Here is a 17,309-nt window from a genome sequence, read left to right as displayed (position 1 = left end):
GTTCGCGCCTCAGCCGGCGCGCGCCGCGGCGCCCTTGAACTTCACCGGAATGCTCAGGAAGCGTCCGCCGCCGTCGCGCGGCGGCGGGAACTTGCCGGCGCGGATATTGACCTGAATCGAGGGCAGCAGCAGCCGCGGCGCGGCGAGCTCCTTGTCCCGCTTCTGTCGCCCGGCGACGAATTCTTCCTCGCTGACGCCGTCCCTGATCTGCACGTTTTTGGCGCGCTCCTCGGCGACCGTCGTCTCCCATGCGTAGGCGTCCCGTCCCGGCGCCTTGTAGTCGTGACACATGAAGAGCCGCGTCTGCGGCGGCAGCTCCAGAATGCGGCGGATCGATCGGTACAGCGCATGCGCGTCGCCGCCCGGGAAATCCGCGCGCGCCGTCCCGTAGTCGGGCATGAACAGCGTGTCGCCGACAAAGACCGCATCGCCGATCCTGTATGCGACGTCGGCCGGCGTGTGGCCGGGCGTGTAGATGGTTTCGGCTTCGATCTCGCCGATCTTGAACCGCTCGCCGTCCTTGAAGAGATGGTCGAAGCAGCCGCCGTCAGCCTTGACGTCGTCGGCGCCGAACACCGGCTTGAACAGCTTCTGGACTTTGTCGATATGTTCGCCGATGCCGATCTTCGCCCCTGTCGCCGCCTTGACGAGCTGGGCCGCGGACAGATGGTCGGCGTGCGCATGAGTCTCAAGCGCCCACTCGATCGTCAGACCTTCGCGCGCCGCCTCGGCGAGGATGGCGTCGATCGAATGCGAATCTGCGACGCCGCTGGCCGGGTCGTAGTCGAGCACCGGATCGACGATCGCCGCGCGCTTGGTGGCCGGATCGCTGACAATATAGGTGATCGTATTGGTGGGCTCGTCGAAGAAGGCCCTCACTGACGGCGCTTGCGGCATCGGTCTCTCCTTCATTTGCAGCGCTCAAGCACTTCGTTTTCGTGCTTGCGCCGTCAGATATATGCGCTATATCTAAATAAGCAAGTGCTAATATTACCAAGCGTAGGAGCGCCCGCTGTTCGATCTTCCCCTCGACGTCGTGCTCGGCCTGATCGCGGGCGCACTCGTCGGCTTTACGCTCGGTCTGGTCGGCGGCGGCGGCTCGGTGCTGGCCGTGCCGCTTCTCGTCTATTTCGTGGGCGTTCCCAGTCCGCATGTCGCGATCGGCTCGAGCGCGGCGGCCGTCGCGGTCAACGCGCTGATGAGCCTCGCCAATCATGCGCGCGCGGGCACGATCAAATGGCGCTGCGCCTCCGTCTTCGCTCTCTTTGGAATCGCCGGCGCCTTCGGCGGGTCGACTCTGGGCAAGATCATCAATGGCGACAAGCTGCTCGCGCTCTTCGCGCTGCTGATGATCGTCGTGTCCTATCTCATGCTTCGCCAGCGGGGTTCGCTTGGCTACCCGGCGGTCAGGCTCAACCGCGAGAATTTTCCGCGACTCGCCGGCGCCGGACTGACGGCGGGCGCGCTCTCCGGCTTCTTCGGGATCGGCGGCGGCTTCCTGGTCGTGCCGGGCCTGATGTTCGCGTCCGACATGCCGATCCTGAACGCCATCGGCTCGTCGCTCGTCGCCGTCACCGCATTTGCGGTGACGACGGCCGCGAACTACGCCTATTCAGATCTCGTCGACTGGGATCTTGCCGGGACGCTGGTGATCGGCGGCGCGTTCGGCGGTCTGATCGGCGCAGCGGCGGCGCGACGCCTGTCGAAAATGCGCGGCGCGCTGAGCGCGGTCTTTGCGACGGTCGTCTTCGCGGTGGCGCTCTATGTGCTCTGGCGCAGCGGCGGCGCGCTGGGGCTGTTCACTCACGCCGTGAAATCGGCGTAGATCGCGACGTGATCGGAAGGCTTGTCGCCGGCCCGCATCGACTTGACGATCTCCACCCGCGTCAGCCGATCGGAGGCGCGCGGCGAGAGCAGAAGGTGATCGATGCGAAGGCCCTTGTTCTTCTGCCAGGCGCCGGCCTGATAATCCCAGAAGGTGTAGAGCCCGCCGTCATCCGAGGTCGCGCGCAGCGCATCGGCGTAGCCAAGATTGAGCAGCCGCTGATAAGCGGCGCGCGTCTGCGGCAAGAACAGCGCGTCGCCAAGCCACGCCGACGCCTCATAGACGTCGCGCGGCTCCGGAATGACATTGTAGTCGCCGGCGAGAACCGTCGGCTCCTCGAGACGCAGCAGCGCATCGGCGTGGCGCGTCAGCGCCTCCATGAAGGCGAGCTTGTAGGAATATTTCTGGGTCTGCGGCGGATTGCCGTTCGGCGCATAGATTGACGCGACGCGCATCACGCCGCCGGCGCCATCGGCGAGAACCGCTTCGATGTAGCGCGACTGCGCCTCGCCGTCGAAGCCCGGCAGACCGAGCGTGACGTCCTGCAACGGCGACTTCGACAGGATCGCGACGCCGTTGAAGCCCTTCTGCCCATGGATGGCGACGTTATAGCCGGCGTCTTCGATTTCGAGCCGAGGAAACGCGTGATCCTCGCATTTCGTCTCCTGCAGGCAGAGCGCGTCGGGCGCGGCGTCGCGCAGAAAGGCGAGAAGCGGCGCCAGACGCTGCCTTACGGAATTGACGTTCCAGGTCGCGATGCGCACGGTCGGCTCCCAGATCACGCTGGATTTTGGCGAATTCGCCCAAATCCAGATGACGTGATCGTTCACATAAATTTAGAGCGCGCTTCGCGCGAAAAACCGGCGTCCACTTTTTCGCAAGCGCGCTCCAGCGCCGCACGCGCGCTAATCCAGACGATAGGCCGCGTGACAGGCGTTGCAGGCTTGCACGACTTGCGACAATTCGGCAAGCGCGGGACGCATGTCGCCGCCGGGACCGATCTTGGCCGCCTCCTGCGCGAATTTGCCGGCCTGCTCGTGCATCGTCATTCCAAGCGCGCGCATCTCGTCGGGCATGTGCCGCGCCATCATGGCGGGCATGTCGCCGAGCGCGCCGCTCTTGGCGTTCGGCTTGCAGGCGGCCGCGCCGGGAGACGCCATGCTCAGTCGCGCATCGGCGATTTTTGCCGCGGCGGCGCCGTCTCCCTTGCCGAGAGCGGCGAGAATCTCGGCGATCGCCTCCGGCGTGTCCGCGCATATGCGAGAGCATTTGCGCGCGCATCGGCGACGGAACATCGACCTCCTGGCGCGTATCGCTCATCTTGGGCGACATTTTCATATGCTCCATGTTCATGTGCTCATGCATCAGTCCGCCCTGGTCATCGTCATCATCGTCTGCGATGGCGGCGGCGGCGAACAACGACAGCCCGCAAGCGGCGGCGAACAGGAATTTTCTGATCATGGCCTCCCCCTCTTTTCGATCACGCGACGCGAGCGTAACGCGCAACATGGCGCCGCGCGCGAGACGAATCGTCACGGCTGCGCGGTGGTCGGCACATTGATGATTTGCCCTGCGCGCAATCGCTTGGGATTCAGCGCCGGATTGGCGGCGGCAATGTCGCGCCAGCGCTTTTCGTCGCCGTAAAGCCGCTTTGCGATCCCGCTCAGCGTGTCGCCGCGGCGCACCTTATAGGTCCGCTCGGCGGCCGGCGGCGGCGACGTTTGCGGCGCGCTTTGCGCCGGAACCGTGTCGCTCTGAACGCTCGAGGCGGCGGGCTCGGATTGCTGCTGCGCCGCCGGCCGTCCATCGACGACGGCAAACTCCCCGTGCAACATGCCCATCCAGCAGCTCCAGGGAATGACGCCTGTCTTTTCCGGCGTGAAGTCGATCGTCTGCAGTCCCGGCTTGATGTCGAATTCGAGATGTAGGGAGGGAACGACGATCCGATGATTGCAGGTGGTCACTTCCGTCGCGTTGATCACCCATTTGACCGGCACGCCGCGCAGCAGCGTGAAGCGGCTGGGCGTGAAACCGTCGCCATTGGCCTCCATCTCGATGGTCTGAGTCTTCGGCGCGGCGGGCGCGTCCTGCAGGGCCTGCGGAAGTTCAATAGGCGCCGGCCGCCAACGCCGCATCAGCGACGCGAGATCGGCGCCTGTGCCGGTGAGAATCAGTCCGCGATTGATCATCACCGCGCCGAGCGCGACGACGATGACGCCGGACGCTGTCAGTAGACGGTGGGTGACGGCGCCTGAGAGCACCGTCGTCAGCGCGCCGAAGGCCAGCATCACCGGGAGGGTTCCAAGGCCGAAGACGAAAAGCGTCTTCGCGCCTTCGATTGGACTGCCTGTCCCCGCCGCCATCACATACATCGCCTGCAACGGGCCGCAGGCGATCATCAGCCCGTTGAGAAGGCCGATGACGAAGGGACGATGACGTCCGCTCGCTTCGCGGCTCACCCAGTTCTGCAGCGGCCGCGGCAGGCCGAGCCGGAAACGGCGCAGCGGCGCAAAGAGCCCAAGCATGTTGAGCCCGAAGATGATGAGGAACCCGCCCGCCGCGACGCCGGCGATTCCGCGCAGCGTCGGCGTGAAGGCGACGAAGGCGCCGAGCCAGCCGAAGACCGCGCCGATCGTCGTATAGGACAGCGTCTTTCCAAAGCCGAATGCGAGATGCGAGAGCCAGGACGAACGCCCGGCGCGCGCGTCGGCCGTGACGTAGCTGACGACGAAGCCGCCGCACATGCCGACGCAGTGAAAGCCGGTCAGCAGCCCCAGGAGAAACAGGAGGCCGAGACTCATGTGCTGGGCGATGTCGGGCTCGCCCTCGGCGCTGATCCAGCGCGTATCGAAGTGAATAAGGGCGGCGAGGGCGGCGAGCGCCGCGACGATGATCGCCAGCCGCACGATGGGCGACCGCCGACGCTGCGCCTCCTCGGTCAGAACGACGCGATAGCCGTTCTGTTCGACGCTATCTCGGATCGCCGCGAAATTGGTCGCATCGCCGTCATAGTCGACGACGACCGTTTCGGTCGGATAGCTCGCCGAAACGCTGCGCACGCCGGCGAGCTTCTTGATCGCCGCTTCGATGACATGTTCACAGCCGTGGCAATGCATGCCGCGGGCGTGAAAGGTGATCGCCGTTTCGTTCATCTAAGGTTGAACGCTCGCCGCTCGGCGTCGAACCGCGACCGGCGCCGCATAGCGCCAGTCGCTCGATGTCTCTTGTCAGCCATCTTACCCGCGCCATGGCCCTGCGCGAAGCGCATTCCGATCCGAACTATTTGCCGAGCGTGTCAATGCCCAGGAGCTTATAGGCCGGGCAGAAATTGATGAAGGCCGTCGCCAGCGGGATCAGGCCGACAAGCCCCCACAAGGTCTTCGGCCCGACAAAAACGAGGCTGAGCAAAACGATTCCGGCCACGATCCGGATGATCCGATCAGTTTTTCCGACATTGGCTTCCATGACTGCCTCCCTTCCCTGCGGCGTCCCGGCAACCTATCGCTTCGCGCGCATTCGCTCAGCGACTAAGTCTCGCTCGGATGCGCGCGCCTATTCTTCTTTCCCGTCTTCGTCCAATTCGAGCCACATGGCGTTGAGAATCGCGAACGCGCAGGCCAGCCCAAGCCCCAGAATCCAAGAAAAATACCACATGCCGCGCTTACTCCCGTTCAATAATAGTAGTCGTCGCCGCGACGGATCGCCGCTTCGGTCACGGCGCCGCGCAGCACGTAGTAGACCCAGCTCGTATAGCTGAGGACGATCGGCAGAAAGACGATCACCGCGATCAGCATCAGCGAGAGGGTGGCCTTGCTGGACGAGGCGTCCCAAACCGTCAGGCTTTGACCCGGGTGAGTCGATGACGGCAGCAGGAACGGAAACATGCTGAAGCCCGCCATCGTCGCCACGCCCGCCACCGAAAGGCTGCTGGCGAGAAGCGCGAAGCGTCGCGACGAGAAGGCGAACGCCAGCGCCGCCAGGAGGGCGCCGACGTAAGCGGCCACGGGAGCGGCGATCATCCACGGATAGGCGCGGTAATTGTCGAGCCAGGCGCCGGTCTCCCGCGTCACCGTCTTCGCCAGCGGATTGGACGGCCCCGCATGGTCGATGGCGCCAGCGATCCTGTATCCTTCGACGCCCAGCATCGTCCACACGCCAGCGGCCGAAATGAGCAGGACGAGCAGGATCGCGGCGAACGCGCCATAATGGCGCGCGCGGACGGCGACGTCGCCCTCGCTCTTTCCGCTGAGCCAGGCGGCGCCCTGCATCACCAGCATCGCCACGCTCACCAGACCGCACAGCAGGGCGAAGGGATTGAGCAGACCGAGGAGGCCGCCCTCATAGGTCGCCCGCAACTGCTGATCGAAATGAAACGGAACGCCTTGCAGAAGATTGCCGAAGGCGACGCCGAAGATCAGCGCGGGAACGAAGCCGGAGATGAAGAAGACCCAGTCCCAGGTCTCGCGCCAGCCGCTCGCCAGCCGCTTGTCGCGAAAGGTGATCGCCACAGGCCGCAGGATCAGGCCGATCAGCACGAGCAGCATCGCAAGGTAGAAGCCCGAGAAGGAGACGGCGTAGAGCGGCGGCCAGGCCGCAAAGACGGCGCCGCCGCCGAGTATGAACCAGACCTGATTCCCCTCCCAAACGGGACCGATCGTGTTGAGCGTCACGCGCCGCTGCGTGTCATTCCGGGCGACAAACGGATGCAGCATGGCGACGCCAATGTCGAAGCCGTCGAAGATGGCGAAGCCCACAAGCAGGACGCCCAGCAGCGCCCACCAGATGAGGCGAAGCGTCATATAATCCAACATCGCTTTCGCCTTTCCTATCGCGTTGGCGCTGGCGCGGGCGCGGGAATTGCCGGCGCGACGGGCGCCTGAGGCTCAGACTCCGAGCGCGGCCCGATGCGGACATATTTGACGATCAGCGCGACATCGATGATGGCGAGCGCGCTGTAGAACAGCACGAAGGCTGCGAGGCTCGCTGCGACGTTGGACGCCGGAACGTTGGAGACGCCGAGGAAGGTCGGCATCGTCGCATCGATGATCCACGGCTGCCGCCCATATTCGGCGACGATCCAACCGAGTTCCGCCGCGACCCATGGCAAGGGCAGGCTATACATGACCAAGCGCAGGAACCAGGGCTTGCCGCAGCGTCGCTGACTGGACAGGTAGAACGCGACGGCGAAGAGCGCGATGAAATAGAAGCCGAGCGCCACCATGATGCGGAAGGACCAGAACAGCACGGGCACGTCGGGGATCGTCGACATCGCCGCTTCGTGGATCTGCGCGTCGGTCGCATTCTCGATATCCGGCCGAATGCGCTTGACGAGCAGCGAATGGCCGACGTCGCGCATCGACGCCTCAAGCTCCGGCGGAACGGCGGCGTTGGGATGGCCGCCTTCTTTCGCGAGCCACGCATAAGCGGGCATGCCGTTGCGGATGCGCTCTTCAGAGCGTTCGACCAACGCCTTCACGCCTTCGACAGGCGTATCGAGCGAGCGCGTGGCGATCAGCCCCAGAACCCAGGGGATCTTGATCTCGAAGCTGGTCGTTTCGCTCTTGAGGTCGGGAAGGCCGAAGAGCGTGAAGGACGCCGGCGGCGGCTCCGTCTCCCACATCGCCTCGATCGCGGCGATCTTCATCTTCTGGTTCTCGCCCGCGGTATAGCCGCTCTCATCGCCGAGCACGACGACCGAAAGCGCGGAGGCGAGCCCGAAGCTCGCGGCGACCGTGAGCGAGCGGCGGGCGATGTCGATGTGACGACGGCGCAAGATGTAATAGGCGCCAATGGACATGACGAACATCGCGCCCGTGACATAGCCGGCGCTGACCGTATGCACGAATTTCGACTGCGCCACAGGATTGAACAACACCTCGGCGAATGAGGTCAGCTCCATGCGCATGGTCTGCGGATTGAACGCAGCGCCGACCGGATTCTGCATCCAGGCGTTTGCGACAAGGATCCACAGTGCGGAGAAATTAGCGCCGAGCGCGACAAGCCAGGTGACGATAAGATGCTGCACCTTGGTCAGGCGCTTCCAGCCAAAGAAGAACAGACCGACGAAGGTCGCCTCGAGGAAGAAGGCCATCAGGCCTTCGATAGCGAGCGGCGCGCCGAAAATGTCGCCGACGTAATGCGAGTAATAGGCCCAGTTGGTGCCGAACTGGAATTCCATGGTGACGCCGGTGGCGACGCCCATGGCGAAGTTGATGCCGAACAGCGTGCCCCAGAACTGCGTCGCGTCGCGCCAGACGGTTCGCCCGGTCATGACATAAACGCTTTCCATGATCGCAAGCAGCAGCGCGAGTCCAAGCGTCAGCGGCACGAAAAGGAAGTGATACATCGCCGTCAGCGCAAATTGCAGGCGCGAGAGGGTGACGACGTCGAGTTCGAACATTTTTGGCTCCTGCCGCTGTCAGCGCGGCGCAGAGGCGGAAATCGCTTCCGCCATCTGCGCCGGCGTCACTTTGATGCGATGGCCTGGACTGAAAAACATCACGTAAAGCGCAATGAGCGCCAGCAGCTTGAAACCGAGCGCAACGGCGATCTCGCGTCCTAACGGCCTTGTCCGCATCGATTTTTCCCTCACCGCATGACCGAGGCGCCCGCTAGGACAGGGCGCGACGCAGCCGCTCGATGCCGAGCAGCTTCATGATGTAACGCTCATAGACCGGCTCACTCTGGCCTTTCCGGACCTTGCGAAGGAAATATCTTTCATAGGCGATCTTCGCGAGATGCACCCAGCGTCCTTCGCTCGACCAGTTGACGTTACGCGGCGGAATCTGCGGTTTAGCGACAAAGGCGACGCCCCGGTCGCCGAAATCCGCCAAGCAAACCGCATTCCATGTGCCTTCTTCCTTGGCTTCGCGGCCCGCGATCAGCGCGACGATATTATGCGCCGTCGCCGTCACCATCGACTCGATCATATAGCCGGTCTTCGGCGTGCCGGTGGGCACCGGCGTCGCCTCGACGGGCGGAATCGCGACGCAGACGCCGACGCCGAACACATTCGGATATTTTGGATTGCGCTGATTCTTGTCGATGACGACAAAGCCGCGCGGATTGACGAGACCCTCGACGCCCATCAGCGCGTCGACGCCCTTGAAGGCGGGCATCATCATCGCGAATTTAAATGGAACCTCGTGTTCTTTCTTGACCTGCCCGTGATCGTCGAGCTCGGCGCATTTGAGCAGTCCAGGTTCGATGGCGGTCGTCTTGGCGTTGACGATCCATTTGATGTCGCGGTCGCGGAACGCGGATTCGAGCATGCCCTTCGTATCGCCGACGCCGCCCAACCCGAGATGGCCGATATAGGGCTCCGACGTGATGTAGGTCATCGGAACCTTGTCGCGTATGCCGCGCCGGCGCAGATCGGTGGAAAGGATCATCGCGTATTCGTATGCCGGACCGAAGCAGGAGACGCCGGGCGCCGCGCCGATGATGATCGGGCCGGGATCCTTGCAGAATTCCTCATAGGCTTTCGACGCGATCTCGGCATGCTGGAGCGTGCAGATCGAATGCGTGTGTCCGCCGTGCGGCCCCAGTCCGGGCAGTTCCTCGAAGGCGAGCTTCGGGCCTGTCGCAATGACGAGATAATCGTAGGCGACGCTCTCGCCATTTTCCAGTTCGAGGCGGTTTTCCTCCGGCACGACGCGCTTGGCGCCCACCGGAACGAATCCGATGCTCTTGCGCTTGAACACTGGCGCGAGCGGCACTTTGAGCTCCTCGGGCTTACGCCATTGCACGGCGAGCCAGGGATTGGACGGCGTGAACTGGAAATTCTCAAGATCCGAAACGACCGTGACCTGATGCTGCTTTTTGGAAAGCCCTTCGCGAATTTCGATCGCGGCGGCGACGCCGCCGATCCCCGCGCCCATGACGACGATGTGAGCCATTCAATCCTCCCATGCGCTTATGCGCGCAAAAAATTTTGCGCTGATGATCGCGCTCGTTGACGACGACATGCACGCTCGCAGCGCGAATGTCCGCGACTTAGTCACGCTGCGCTTCGCAGAGCGAACGCAATGCTGCGAGATTGACGATCTCCGCGCCGCCGCGCGACAATTTTACCCAGCCTGCGCGCTCGAAGGCTTTCAACGTTCGGCCGACGACTTCGCGCGCCGTGCCGAGATCCGCTGCGAGCGCCTGCTGCGTGGCGGCGATCCTGTCGCCGGCGTCGCGCAGCGCAAGAAGCCGTTCGGCCAGGCGAACGTTGATGCGGGTGCAGACGATTTCCTCGATGCGCGACATCAGCGTGGCGAGACGCCGCGAGTAGCCTTCGAACACCAGCGCGCGAAAACCTTCGGAGGCGTTCATCAGCGCGTTGAAACGATCCGCGGCGACGACATAGGCCACCACGTCGGTCTCGGCGACGCCTTCGGCGGCGTAAGCGTCGTCCGAGAGCAGCGAGGCCGTGGTCAGAATGCAGGTTTCATTCGGGCCGACCCGGTAGAGCACGATCTCCCGTCCCGATTCGGTGACCCGCTGCACCCGCACCGAGCCCGAAACGATCAGCGGAAATTGCGCGCACTGATCACCGGGCCGGAACAGCACGGCGCCGCGCGGAATCTGCTTGCGTACGGCGGCGTCGCGCAGAAGCGTCTTGGTTGCGGCGTCAAGGCTCCGCAAGGAAGGCGTTTCGTCGATCCAATCGGACGGCATCGTCTTCTCTTTGTCGCGCGTCTTCTCTTCGTCGCGAATGTCGGCGACCTAAAAGGCTGCGCCCGATTTGGCGCCGAACCGCTTCAGCGCCATCGCCAACGGGCAGAGGCCGGTGAAAGCCGCCTGCAGCAGATTGACGCCGACGAAGGCGGTGAGCAAGAGCCACCACGGACTGAACAATTGCGCCAGCAGCAGGCTCAGGAGAACCACGGTCCCGGCGAAGGCCATAATGATGCGATCAATGCTCATGACGTGAGTTCCTTTGATTTTGCGCGCGTGCGCGGTTTGGCCGGCTTGCCGCACTGTTCGGAGCAAAACATTTCATAGAGCAGCCCGATGATCCGCGAGACGTTTCCGTCCGCCAGGGAATAGTAGATCGTCTGCGACTCGCGGCGGGTCTTGACGAGCTTGTCCTCGCGCAGCCGGGCGAGATGCTGCGACAGCGACGACTGGCTCAATCCGATCGCCTCCTGCAGCTTTGTCACCGACAGTTCGCCTCCGTGCAGCTGGCAGAGCACCATCAGCCGATGGCGGTTGGCCAGCGCCTTGAGAAAGCTTTCGGCCTCCGCAGCTTTCGGCGCGAGCTCAAGCGGTTTTACATTCATGTTATCTAAATTACGAATATCGAATATAAATGTCAAGCGAGCCCGGCGGCGGCCGCGAAGCGGTTTTTTTGTCGCATTCATGCCGGCGGCGACGGCCGGTATATTACACAATTCTAATTTAAGAAGCCGTCCAAGTTGGGACGCATTGCGAAGGGAGGTTGAAATGGTGGAATTCCGTGCGCCGACGCGCCGCGCCTTGATGCTGGTGGCGGCCGCGGCCTTCGCCGGCCTAGGCGCGCCCTCGGCGGCGCAGGCAAGGTCGAGCAAACGCGCCGCAGCCTACCGCGGCGCGCCGAACGGGCGACAAAGCTGCGCCAACTGCTCCTGGTTCAATCCGCCGTCGGGCTGCGGCGTGGTCAGCGGGCCGGTCAGCGCGCGCGGCTGGTGCAATCTTTGGGGGTGACGCGGCCCTACAAACGCCGATTTCGAGGGCGGCCGGCGCCGCCCTCTCGGTTCTCGGGCGCCGGCTATTAAATTCACTATTGCTAATTTATGTTTTCTGCATATAACTGACGGCATGAGACAAATGGGCCGCCTCCTTCTCCCGCCGACGGCGCTTCTTGCCGTTCTCGCATTCTCATTAGGCGCGCAGGCCGGAGAAGTCACGGTCCGGGTCGCCCCGGTCGAGGACCTCAAGGCCGTCGTCGCGTCGGTCGAACCCGCGCATCAGCTGACGGCGCGGGCGCGCATCGGCGGCACCGTGAGTTCGCTCAAGGTCAAGGAAGGCGACGACGTCGCCGGCGGCGCCGAGATCGCCACGGTCGTCGACCAGAAGTTGTTTCTGCAGATGCAGGCGCTCGACCAGCGCATCCGCTCGCAGCAGGCCCAGCGCGACAAGGCGCAGACCGATTTCGACCGCGCCCAGGAGCTTTTCCGGCGCGGCGTCTATACGAAGGCGCTGTTCGATCACGCCAAGACCGCGCTCGACGTCGCCGAGCGCAATCTGGCCGCGCTGCGCTCCGACCGCAGCGTGATCGAACAGCAGGCGGCCGAAGGCTCGGTGCGCGCCCCCGGGCCGGGACGCGTCCTCACCGTTCCGGTCTCCGTCGGCCGCGTCGTGATGCCTGGCGAAACGATCGCCACGATGGCTGAGGACAATTACATCCTGCGCCTGCAATTGCCCGAACGCCACGCGCGCTTCATGCGCGCCGGCGACAAGGTCGAGATCGGCGGCCGCGGCCTGCATGAAGAGGCGGGCGGCGAACGCAAGCAAGGGCGCGTGCGCATCGTCTACCCCGAAATTCAGGGCGGCCGCGTCATCGCCGACGTCGACGTCAAGGGACTGGGCGATTATTTCGTCGGCGAACGCGCCCGCGTCTACGTCACGACAGGCAAACGCAACACGATCATCATCCCGCGCGCCGCCGCCTATCGTCGCGCCGGCGTAGATTTTGTCCGGCTGGCGGACGGCGAAGAAATCGTCGTTCAGCTTGGCGAGCCGCGCGGCGATGGCGTCGAGATTCTTTCCGGTCTTCAGGACGGCGACGTGGTGGCGACGCCATGAGCGAAGAGTTCCATCCCGGCATTTCGGGAACGCTGACCCGCGTCTTCATCAATTCGCCGCTGACGCCGCTGCTGCTCTTGGCCTCGATTTTCGTCGGGCTGATCGCGCTGCGCTCGCTGCCGCGAGAGGAGGAGCCGCAGATCTCCGTTCCGATGGTCGACATCATGGTGTCGGCCAACGGCTACAAGGCGGAGGATGCGATCGAACTCATCACGCGCCCGCTTGAAGACATCATCAAGGGCGTCAACGGCGTCGAGCATGTCTATTCCCAGACGCGCGACGACAATGTGATGGTCACCGCGCGCTTTTACGTGGGCACGTCGCAAGACAACGCCGTTCTGCGCATCCACGACAAGATCCGCGCCAATATCGGCGAGCTGCCGAAAGGCATCCCCGAGCCGCTGGTCGTCGGCCGCGGCATCGACGACGTCGCGATCGTCGTGCTGACGCTGTCGGCGAAGCCCGAGCGCGCCGATCGCTGGACCGACAACGGCCTCTTTCAGGTCGCCGAGGAATTGCAGCATGACCTCACCAAGGTCGACGACGTCGGCTTGAGCTACATCGTCGGCGGCAGCCCCAATCAGATTCGCGTCGAACCCGATCCCGAGCGCCTGTCGCAATATGGCGTGACGCTCAATCAGCTGATCGACAAGCTGAACAACGCCAACCGTTCGTTCCTCGTCGGCGCGTTCCGCGAGGGCAATCGCTCCGTGCCCGTGGCGGCGGGTCAGACGCTGCAGGGCGTCCCCGACATCGGCCAGCTGCTGCTCACCACGAGAGACGGCCGGCCCGTCTATGTAAAGGACGTCGCCGACGTGCGCGTCGGCGCGGCCGAGCCGGACCGGCGCAGCTGGACGATGACGCGCAGCGCCGCTGGCGGCCTCGACAAGCGTCCCGCGGTCAGCATCGCCATCGCCAAGCGCAAGGGCGCCAACGCCGTGGTCGTCGCCGACGAGATCATGCGCCGCCTCGAGGCGGTCAAGGGCCGCATCGTTCCCGAAGACATCGAGATTGCGGTCACGCGCGACTATGGCGAGACGGCCACCGAAAAGGCCAATGAGCTGCTCTTTCATCTCGCGCTCGCGACCGTCTCGATCGTCATTCTCATCGTGGTGATGGTCGGCTGGCGCGAGGGCGTCGTCGTCTTCGTCATCATCCCGACGACCATTCTGCTCACGCTCTTCGCCTCATGGCTGATGGGCTATACGATCAATCGCGTCAGCCTTTTCGCGCTCATCTTCTCGATCGGCATTCTCGTCGACGACGCGATCGTCGTCGTCGAAAACATCGTGCGCCACTGGCAAATGCGCGGCTCGCGCAGTCTGATCGACACGGCCGTCGAGGCGGTGGCCGAGGTCGGCAATCCGACGATCGTCGCGACGCTGACGATCGTCGCCGCGCTGCTGCCGATGATGTTCGTGTCGGGTCTGATGGGGCCGTATATGAGCCCCATTCCCGCGAACGCTTCGCTCGCGATGATCTTCTCCTTCTTCGTCGCCATGACGATTACGCCATGGCTCCTGCTCAAGATCGCGGGCAAGCGCTTCGCGCAGGAAGGCGGCGACGGCGTCGATCACGCGCATGAGCGCGGCGTTATGGGCAATTTCTACGCACGCGTTGCGACGCCGCTGTTGAAAGGCCGAAAGCGCTCCCAATGGTTTCTGACGATCGTTGGCGTCGCGACGCTTCTCTCGATGGGGCTGTTCGTGACGAAGACCGTACGCGTGAAGCTGCTGCCCTTCGACAACAAGTCGGAGATTGCGGTGGTCGTCGATCTGCCGCGCGGCGCTTCGCTCGAAGAAACCGATCGGGTGCTGACGGCGGCGGCGGAACGCCTCAAGGACATTCCGGAACTCACCTCCATTCAATCCTATGCGGGAACCGCCGCGCCCTTCAACTTCAACGGCCTTGTGCGGCACTACTATGTGCGCAAGGCGCCGGAGATGGGCGATCTGGCGATCAATCTGCAGCCGAAGGGCGAACGCAGCCGCGCGAGCCACGACATCGCCCTCGATATTCGCAAGAGGCTTAAAGACCTGCCTGCGCCCGAGCACACCGCGATCAAAGTCGTCGAGGTGCCGCCGGGCCCGCCCGTCCTGTCGACGCTGCTCGCCGAAGTCTACGGTCCGGACCCGCAATCGCGGCGCGATCTCGCGACGAAAGTGCGCAAGGCGTTCGACGCGGTCGATTTCGTCGTCGATACCGACGACAGCTTCGGCCAGCGCGCCGAACGCCTGCGCTTCGAGATCGATCAGGAGGCGCTCGAATATCACGGCGTCGAGGAGCGCGCCGTCTATGACACGATCGGCGCGCTGGTCGGCGGCGTGAAGATCGGCTTTTCGCAAAAGGGCGGCGGCGCCAAGCCCGTCGACATTTCCGTGGCGCTGCCGCGCTCGGCGATGACGCCCGGCGAGAAGATCCTGTCGACGCCGCTTCCCGCCGGCGGCACCGTCCGCCAGGGCGCCAATGTCGAGCTCGGCGATGTCGTCAAGGCGACCCGCGAACTCGGCTCCTACCCGATCTTCCGCCATAACGGCCGCTTCGCCGAAATGGTCAGCGCCGAGGTCGCCGGACGTTTCGAAGCGCCGATCTACGGCATGCTCGCGGTCGAAAACGAGATCGCCAAGATGGACTGGGGACCCTCAGGTCCGCCGACGATCAAATATCATGGACAGCCGCTCGACGATTCGCAGCCGACGCTGCTCTGGGACGGCGAGTGGGAAGTGACCTATGTCACCTTCCGCGACATGGGCGCAGCCTTCATGGTGGCGCTGCTCGCCATCTATCTTCTCGTCGTCGCGCAGTTCGGCTCGTTCAAACTGCCGCTCGTCATTCTTGCGCCGGTGCCGCTCACGCTGCCCGGCATCGTCATCGGACATCTCTTGTTCAACGCCGCCTTCACCGCCACTTCGATGATCGGCTTCATCGCGCTCGCCGGCATCGTCGTACGCAATTCGATCCTGCTCGTCGACTTCATCCGGCATCTGCGGGCGCGCGGCATGACGTTGCGCGCGGCGCTGATCGAAGCTGGCGCGGTGCGCTTCAAGCCGATCTTTCTCACCGCCGCGGCGGCGATCATCGGCGCCGCCTTCATCCTGACCGATCCGATCTTTCAGGGACTCGCGATTTCGCTGGTCTTTGGCCTTGCCTCGTCGACGGCGTTGACGCTGCTCGTCATTCCCGCGATCTATGTCGTCCTGCGCGACGATGAAACGCCAAGGAGGGCCTCATGACCGAAGACTGGACGGAGCTCGTCAAGAAGCTTTCCGCCGACATCCGCGAATTGCGCGTCGGCGCGCCAGAGGCGATGAAGGCCTTTTCGACGATGGCGATATCTGCCGGCGCGCAAGGCGCGCTCGACTCGAAGACAAAGGAACTGATCGCGCTCGCGATCGGCGTCGCAGTGCGTTGCGACGATTGCATCGCCTTCCACGCCAAGGCCGCGTCGCAGCGCGGCGCGACGCGCGAGGAGGTGATGGAGACGCTCGCCATGAGCATCTATATGGGCGCCGGACCGTCGGTGATGTACGCGAGCCACGCGCTCGCCGCCTTCTCCCAGTTCGACGCCGAAAAGCAAGCCTGAGAAGAAAGGAACGGAAAATGGCTCTGGGCTCTCTCCTGTCGAAACTCGCTGGCGGCGGCGCGCCGACCATCGAGCATGACGATTTCTGCCGCGTCGTCGCGGACAAGTCCTGCGCCGTCGTCGACGTTCGCGAGCCGCACGAATATGGCGCGGGCCATGTGCCGGGCGCGACGAACATGCCGTTGTCGAGCTTCGATCCGACCAAGCTTCCGAAGGGCGACGTCGTTCTCATCTGCCAGGCGGGCGGCCGATCGGCCAAGGCGCTTGCGCAGGCGCAAAACGTCGGCCGCAAAGACATTCGCCATTATGCGCCGGGCACCGGCGGCTGGCGCGCCCGCGGCGGCGCGGTGGAGTGACGCGCCGCGCAGCTCGCTGCGCCTGTCGTCCCCGACGCGCATGGCGCGATCGGGGATCCAGCGCGCAGCCGATCATGAATTTCACGATCGCCTCGGCGCAGCGAAACGATCGGGATCGCGCGGAGGCGCTTACGCGGCCTTGCCGAGCTTCGTCGCTTCGGCGACCTCGTTGATCTTGCCGGTCTTCACATCATAGATGTAGCCGTAGATCGGGATGTTCTTCGGCACCAGCGGATGCGAACGGATGCGCGCAACGTCCTGCGCGACGCTTTCCTCCTGATTCTTGATCGTGTGCCACTTGATGAAGTGGCCGGCTGAGCAGCCGCCGCCATGTTGCGGGTTCGACCAGTCCTTGCCGTCGAAACTCGCCGTGGCGAGATTGTCGTCCAGCAGGCCGCTCATGATCTCGTCGCAGAACAGCTCCATGCCGCAATTGGTGTGGTGAATGACGAACCACTCCTTGGTGCCGAGCAGCTTGTGCGAAATGACGAGAGAACGAATCGCGTCGTCCGACGCGCGACCGCCGGCGTTCCGCACCACATGCGCATCGCCTTCCGACAGTCCGGCGTATTTCGCCGGATCGAGACGCGCGTCCATGCAGGTGAGGATCGCGAAGCCGCGCGCCGGAGGCAGCGCAAGCTCGCTCTTCTTTCCGAAATCGGCCGCGTAAGCATTGTTCGCGGCGACAACTTCGTTCACGATCTGGCTTGCCATGTCTCTCTCCCTTGTTGCGTTTGTTGCTTCGATATTTTTTGACCTGCCTCAACATTGA

General features: G+C 64.0%; 19 protein-coding genes. 5 read left to right on the top strand and 14 right to left on the bottom strand.

Translation table 11 applies throughout. From position 1 onward, the window contains the following. Positions 1-9: 9 nt before the first annotated feature. On the bottom strand, positions 10-897 hold the full coding sequence (locus tag AB7F41_RS04180; protein ID WP_428381437.1) for an MBL fold metallo-hydrolase: 888 nt from the start codon (positions 895-897) through the stop codon (positions 10-12). A 139-nt stretch (positions 898-1,036) separates the two neighbouring features. Between AB7F41_RS04180 and AB7F41_RS04175 the strand changes: the two genes are divergently transcribed. Then, positions 1,037-1,825 (top strand): sulfite exporter TauE/SafE family protein, encoded by a 789-nt coding sequence (locus AB7F41_RS04175; RefSeq protein ID WP_428381435.1) that lies wholly within the window; start codon positions 1,037-1,039, stop codon positions 1,823-1,825. On the opposite strand, the gene xth is transcribed toward AB7F41_RS04175, so the two are convergent. From xth to AB7F41_RS04115, 12 genes are all read right to left on the bottom strand, one after another. Then, a complete protein-coding gene (gene xth / locus AB7F41_RS04170) occupies positions 1,804-2,589 on the bottom strand; it encodes an exodeoxyribonuclease III (RefSeq protein WP_428381538.1) in 786 nt (261 codons plus the stop codon). The genes AB7F41_RS04175 and xth overlap by 22 nt on opposite strands. A gap of 141 nt (positions 2,590-2,730) precedes the next feature. After that, on the bottom strand, positions 2,731-3,120 hold the full coding sequence (locus AB7F41_RS04165; protein ID WP_428381434.1) for a hypothetical protein: 390 nt from the start codon (positions 3,118-3,120) through the stop codon (positions 2,731-2,733). 237 nt (positions 3,121-3,357) lie between these two features. Further along, complete coding sequence (locus tag AB7F41_RS04160) at positions 3,358-4,977, bottom strand: sulfite exporter TauE/SafE family protein (RefSeq protein ID WP_428381432.1); 1,620 nt, start codon at positions 4,975-4,977, stop codon at positions 3,358-3,360. A gap of 127 nt (positions 4,978-5,104) precedes the next feature. Further along, positions 5,105-5,290: a YgaP family membrane protein gene (locus tag AB7F41_RS04155; RefSeq protein ID WP_428381431.1), complete on the bottom strand. Its 186-nt coding sequence runs from the start codon at positions 5,288-5,290 to the stop codon at positions 5,105-5,107. 87 nt (positions 5,291-5,377) lie between these two features. Next, the gene (gene cydX / locus AB7F41_RS04150; RefSeq protein WP_428381429.1) at positions 5,378-5,479 is read right to left on the bottom strand and encodes a cytochrome bd-I oxidase subunit CydX; all 102 of its coding nucleotides are present in this window, start codon (positions 5,477-5,479) and stop codon (positions 5,378-5,380) included. A 17-nt stretch (positions 5,480-5,496) separates the two neighbouring features. Then, positions 5,497-6,636: a cytochrome d ubiquinol oxidase subunit II gene (gene cydB / locus AB7F41_RS04145; RefSeq protein WP_428381427.1), complete on the bottom strand. Its 1,140-nt coding sequence runs from the start codon at positions 6,634-6,636 to the stop codon at positions 5,497-5,499. A 14-nt stretch (positions 6,637-6,650) separates the two neighbouring features. Continuing rightward, on the bottom strand, positions 6,651-8,225 hold the full coding sequence (locus AB7F41_RS04140) for a cytochrome ubiquinol oxidase subunit I (RefSeq protein ID WP_428381425.1): 1,575 nt from the start codon (positions 8,223-8,225) through the stop codon (positions 6,651-6,653). Between the two features lie 18 nt (positions 8,226-8,243). Beyond that, on the bottom strand, positions 8,244-8,402 hold the full coding sequence (cydP, locus tag AB7F41_RS04135; protein WP_428381423.1) for a cytochrome oxidase putative small subunit CydP: 159 nt from the start codon (positions 8,400-8,402) through the stop codon (positions 8,244-8,246). Positions 8,403-8,436: 34 nt separating this feature from the next. Next, positions 8,437-9,723, bottom strand: a complete 1,287-nt coding sequence (locus AB7F41_RS04130; protein WP_428381421.1) for an NAD(P)/FAD-dependent oxidoreductase — start codon at positions 9,721-9,723, stop codon at positions 8,437-8,439. Positions 9,724-9,820: 97 nt separating this feature from the next. Then, a complete protein-coding gene (locus AB7F41_RS04125; RefSeq protein WP_428381419.1) occupies positions 9,821-10,489 on the bottom strand; it encodes a Crp/Fnr family transcriptional regulator in 669 nt (222 codons plus the stop codon). Positions 10,490-10,537: 48 nt separating this feature from the next. Next, the gene (locus AB7F41_RS04120) at positions 10,538-10,738 is read right to left on the bottom strand and encodes a YgaP family membrane protein (protein ID WP_428381417.1); all 201 of its coding nucleotides are present in this window, start codon (positions 10,736-10,738) and stop codon (positions 10,538-10,540) included. Beyond that, positions 10,735-11,094, bottom strand: coding sequence for an ArsR/SmtB family transcription factor (locus AB7F41_RS04115; protein ID WP_428381537.1), 360 nt, complete (start codon positions 11,092-11,094; stop codon positions 10,735-10,737). The genes AB7F41_RS04120 and AB7F41_RS04115 overlap by 4 nt, the downstream gene beginning before the upstream one ends. Positions 11,095-11,620: 526 nt before the next feature. Here AB7F41_RS04115 and AB7F41_RS04110 point away from each other — a divergent pair. The 4 genes from AB7F41_RS04110 to AB7F41_RS04095 are packed head-to-tail and all read left to right on the top strand — an operon-like array spanning position 11,621 to position 16,537. Beyond that, on the top strand, positions 11,621-12,598 hold the full coding sequence (locus AB7F41_RS04110) for an efflux RND transporter periplasmic adaptor subunit (protein ID WP_428381415.1): 978 nt from the start codon (positions 11,621-11,623) through the stop codon (positions 12,596-12,598). Further along, positions 12,595-15,831, top strand: a complete 3,237-nt coding sequence (locus tag AB7F41_RS04105; RefSeq protein ID WP_428381413.1) for an efflux RND transporter permease subunit — start codon at positions 12,595-12,597, stop codon at positions 15,829-15,831. Before AB7F41_RS04110 ends, AB7F41_RS04105 begins: the two co-directional genes overlap by 4 nt. After that, a complete protein-coding gene (locus AB7F41_RS04100) occupies positions 15,828-16,181 on the top strand; it encodes a carboxymuconolactone decarboxylase family protein (RefSeq protein WP_428381411.1) in 354 nt (117 codons plus the stop codon). Before AB7F41_RS04105 ends, AB7F41_RS04100 begins: the two co-directional genes overlap by 4 nt. 17 nt (positions 16,182-16,198) lie before the next feature. Next, positions 16,199-16,537 (top strand): rhodanese-like domain-containing protein, encoded by a 339-nt coding sequence (locus AB7F41_RS04095; RefSeq protein ID WP_428381409.1) that lies wholly within the window; start codon positions 16,199-16,201, stop codon positions 16,535-16,537. Between the two features lie 129 nt (positions 16,538-16,666). Here AB7F41_RS04095 and AB7F41_RS04090 read toward each other — a convergent pair whose 3' ends face one another. Beyond that, the gene (locus tag AB7F41_RS04090; RefSeq protein WP_428381407.1) at positions 16,667-17,251 is read right to left on the bottom strand and encodes a beta-class carbonic anhydrase; all 585 of its coding nucleotides are present in this window, start codon (positions 17,249-17,251) and stop codon (positions 16,667-16,669) included. Positions 17,252-17,309: the final 58 nt, after the last annotated feature.

Origin of the sequence: Methylocystis sp., assembly GCF_050251305.1 — a bacterium.
Classification (GTDB): domain Bacteria; phylum Pseudomonadota; class Alphaproteobacteria; order Rhizobiales; family Beijerinckiaceae; genus Methylocystis.
Note: the sequence above shows the minus strand (reverse complement) of the source record. Positions and strands in the feature narration are given on the sequence as shown.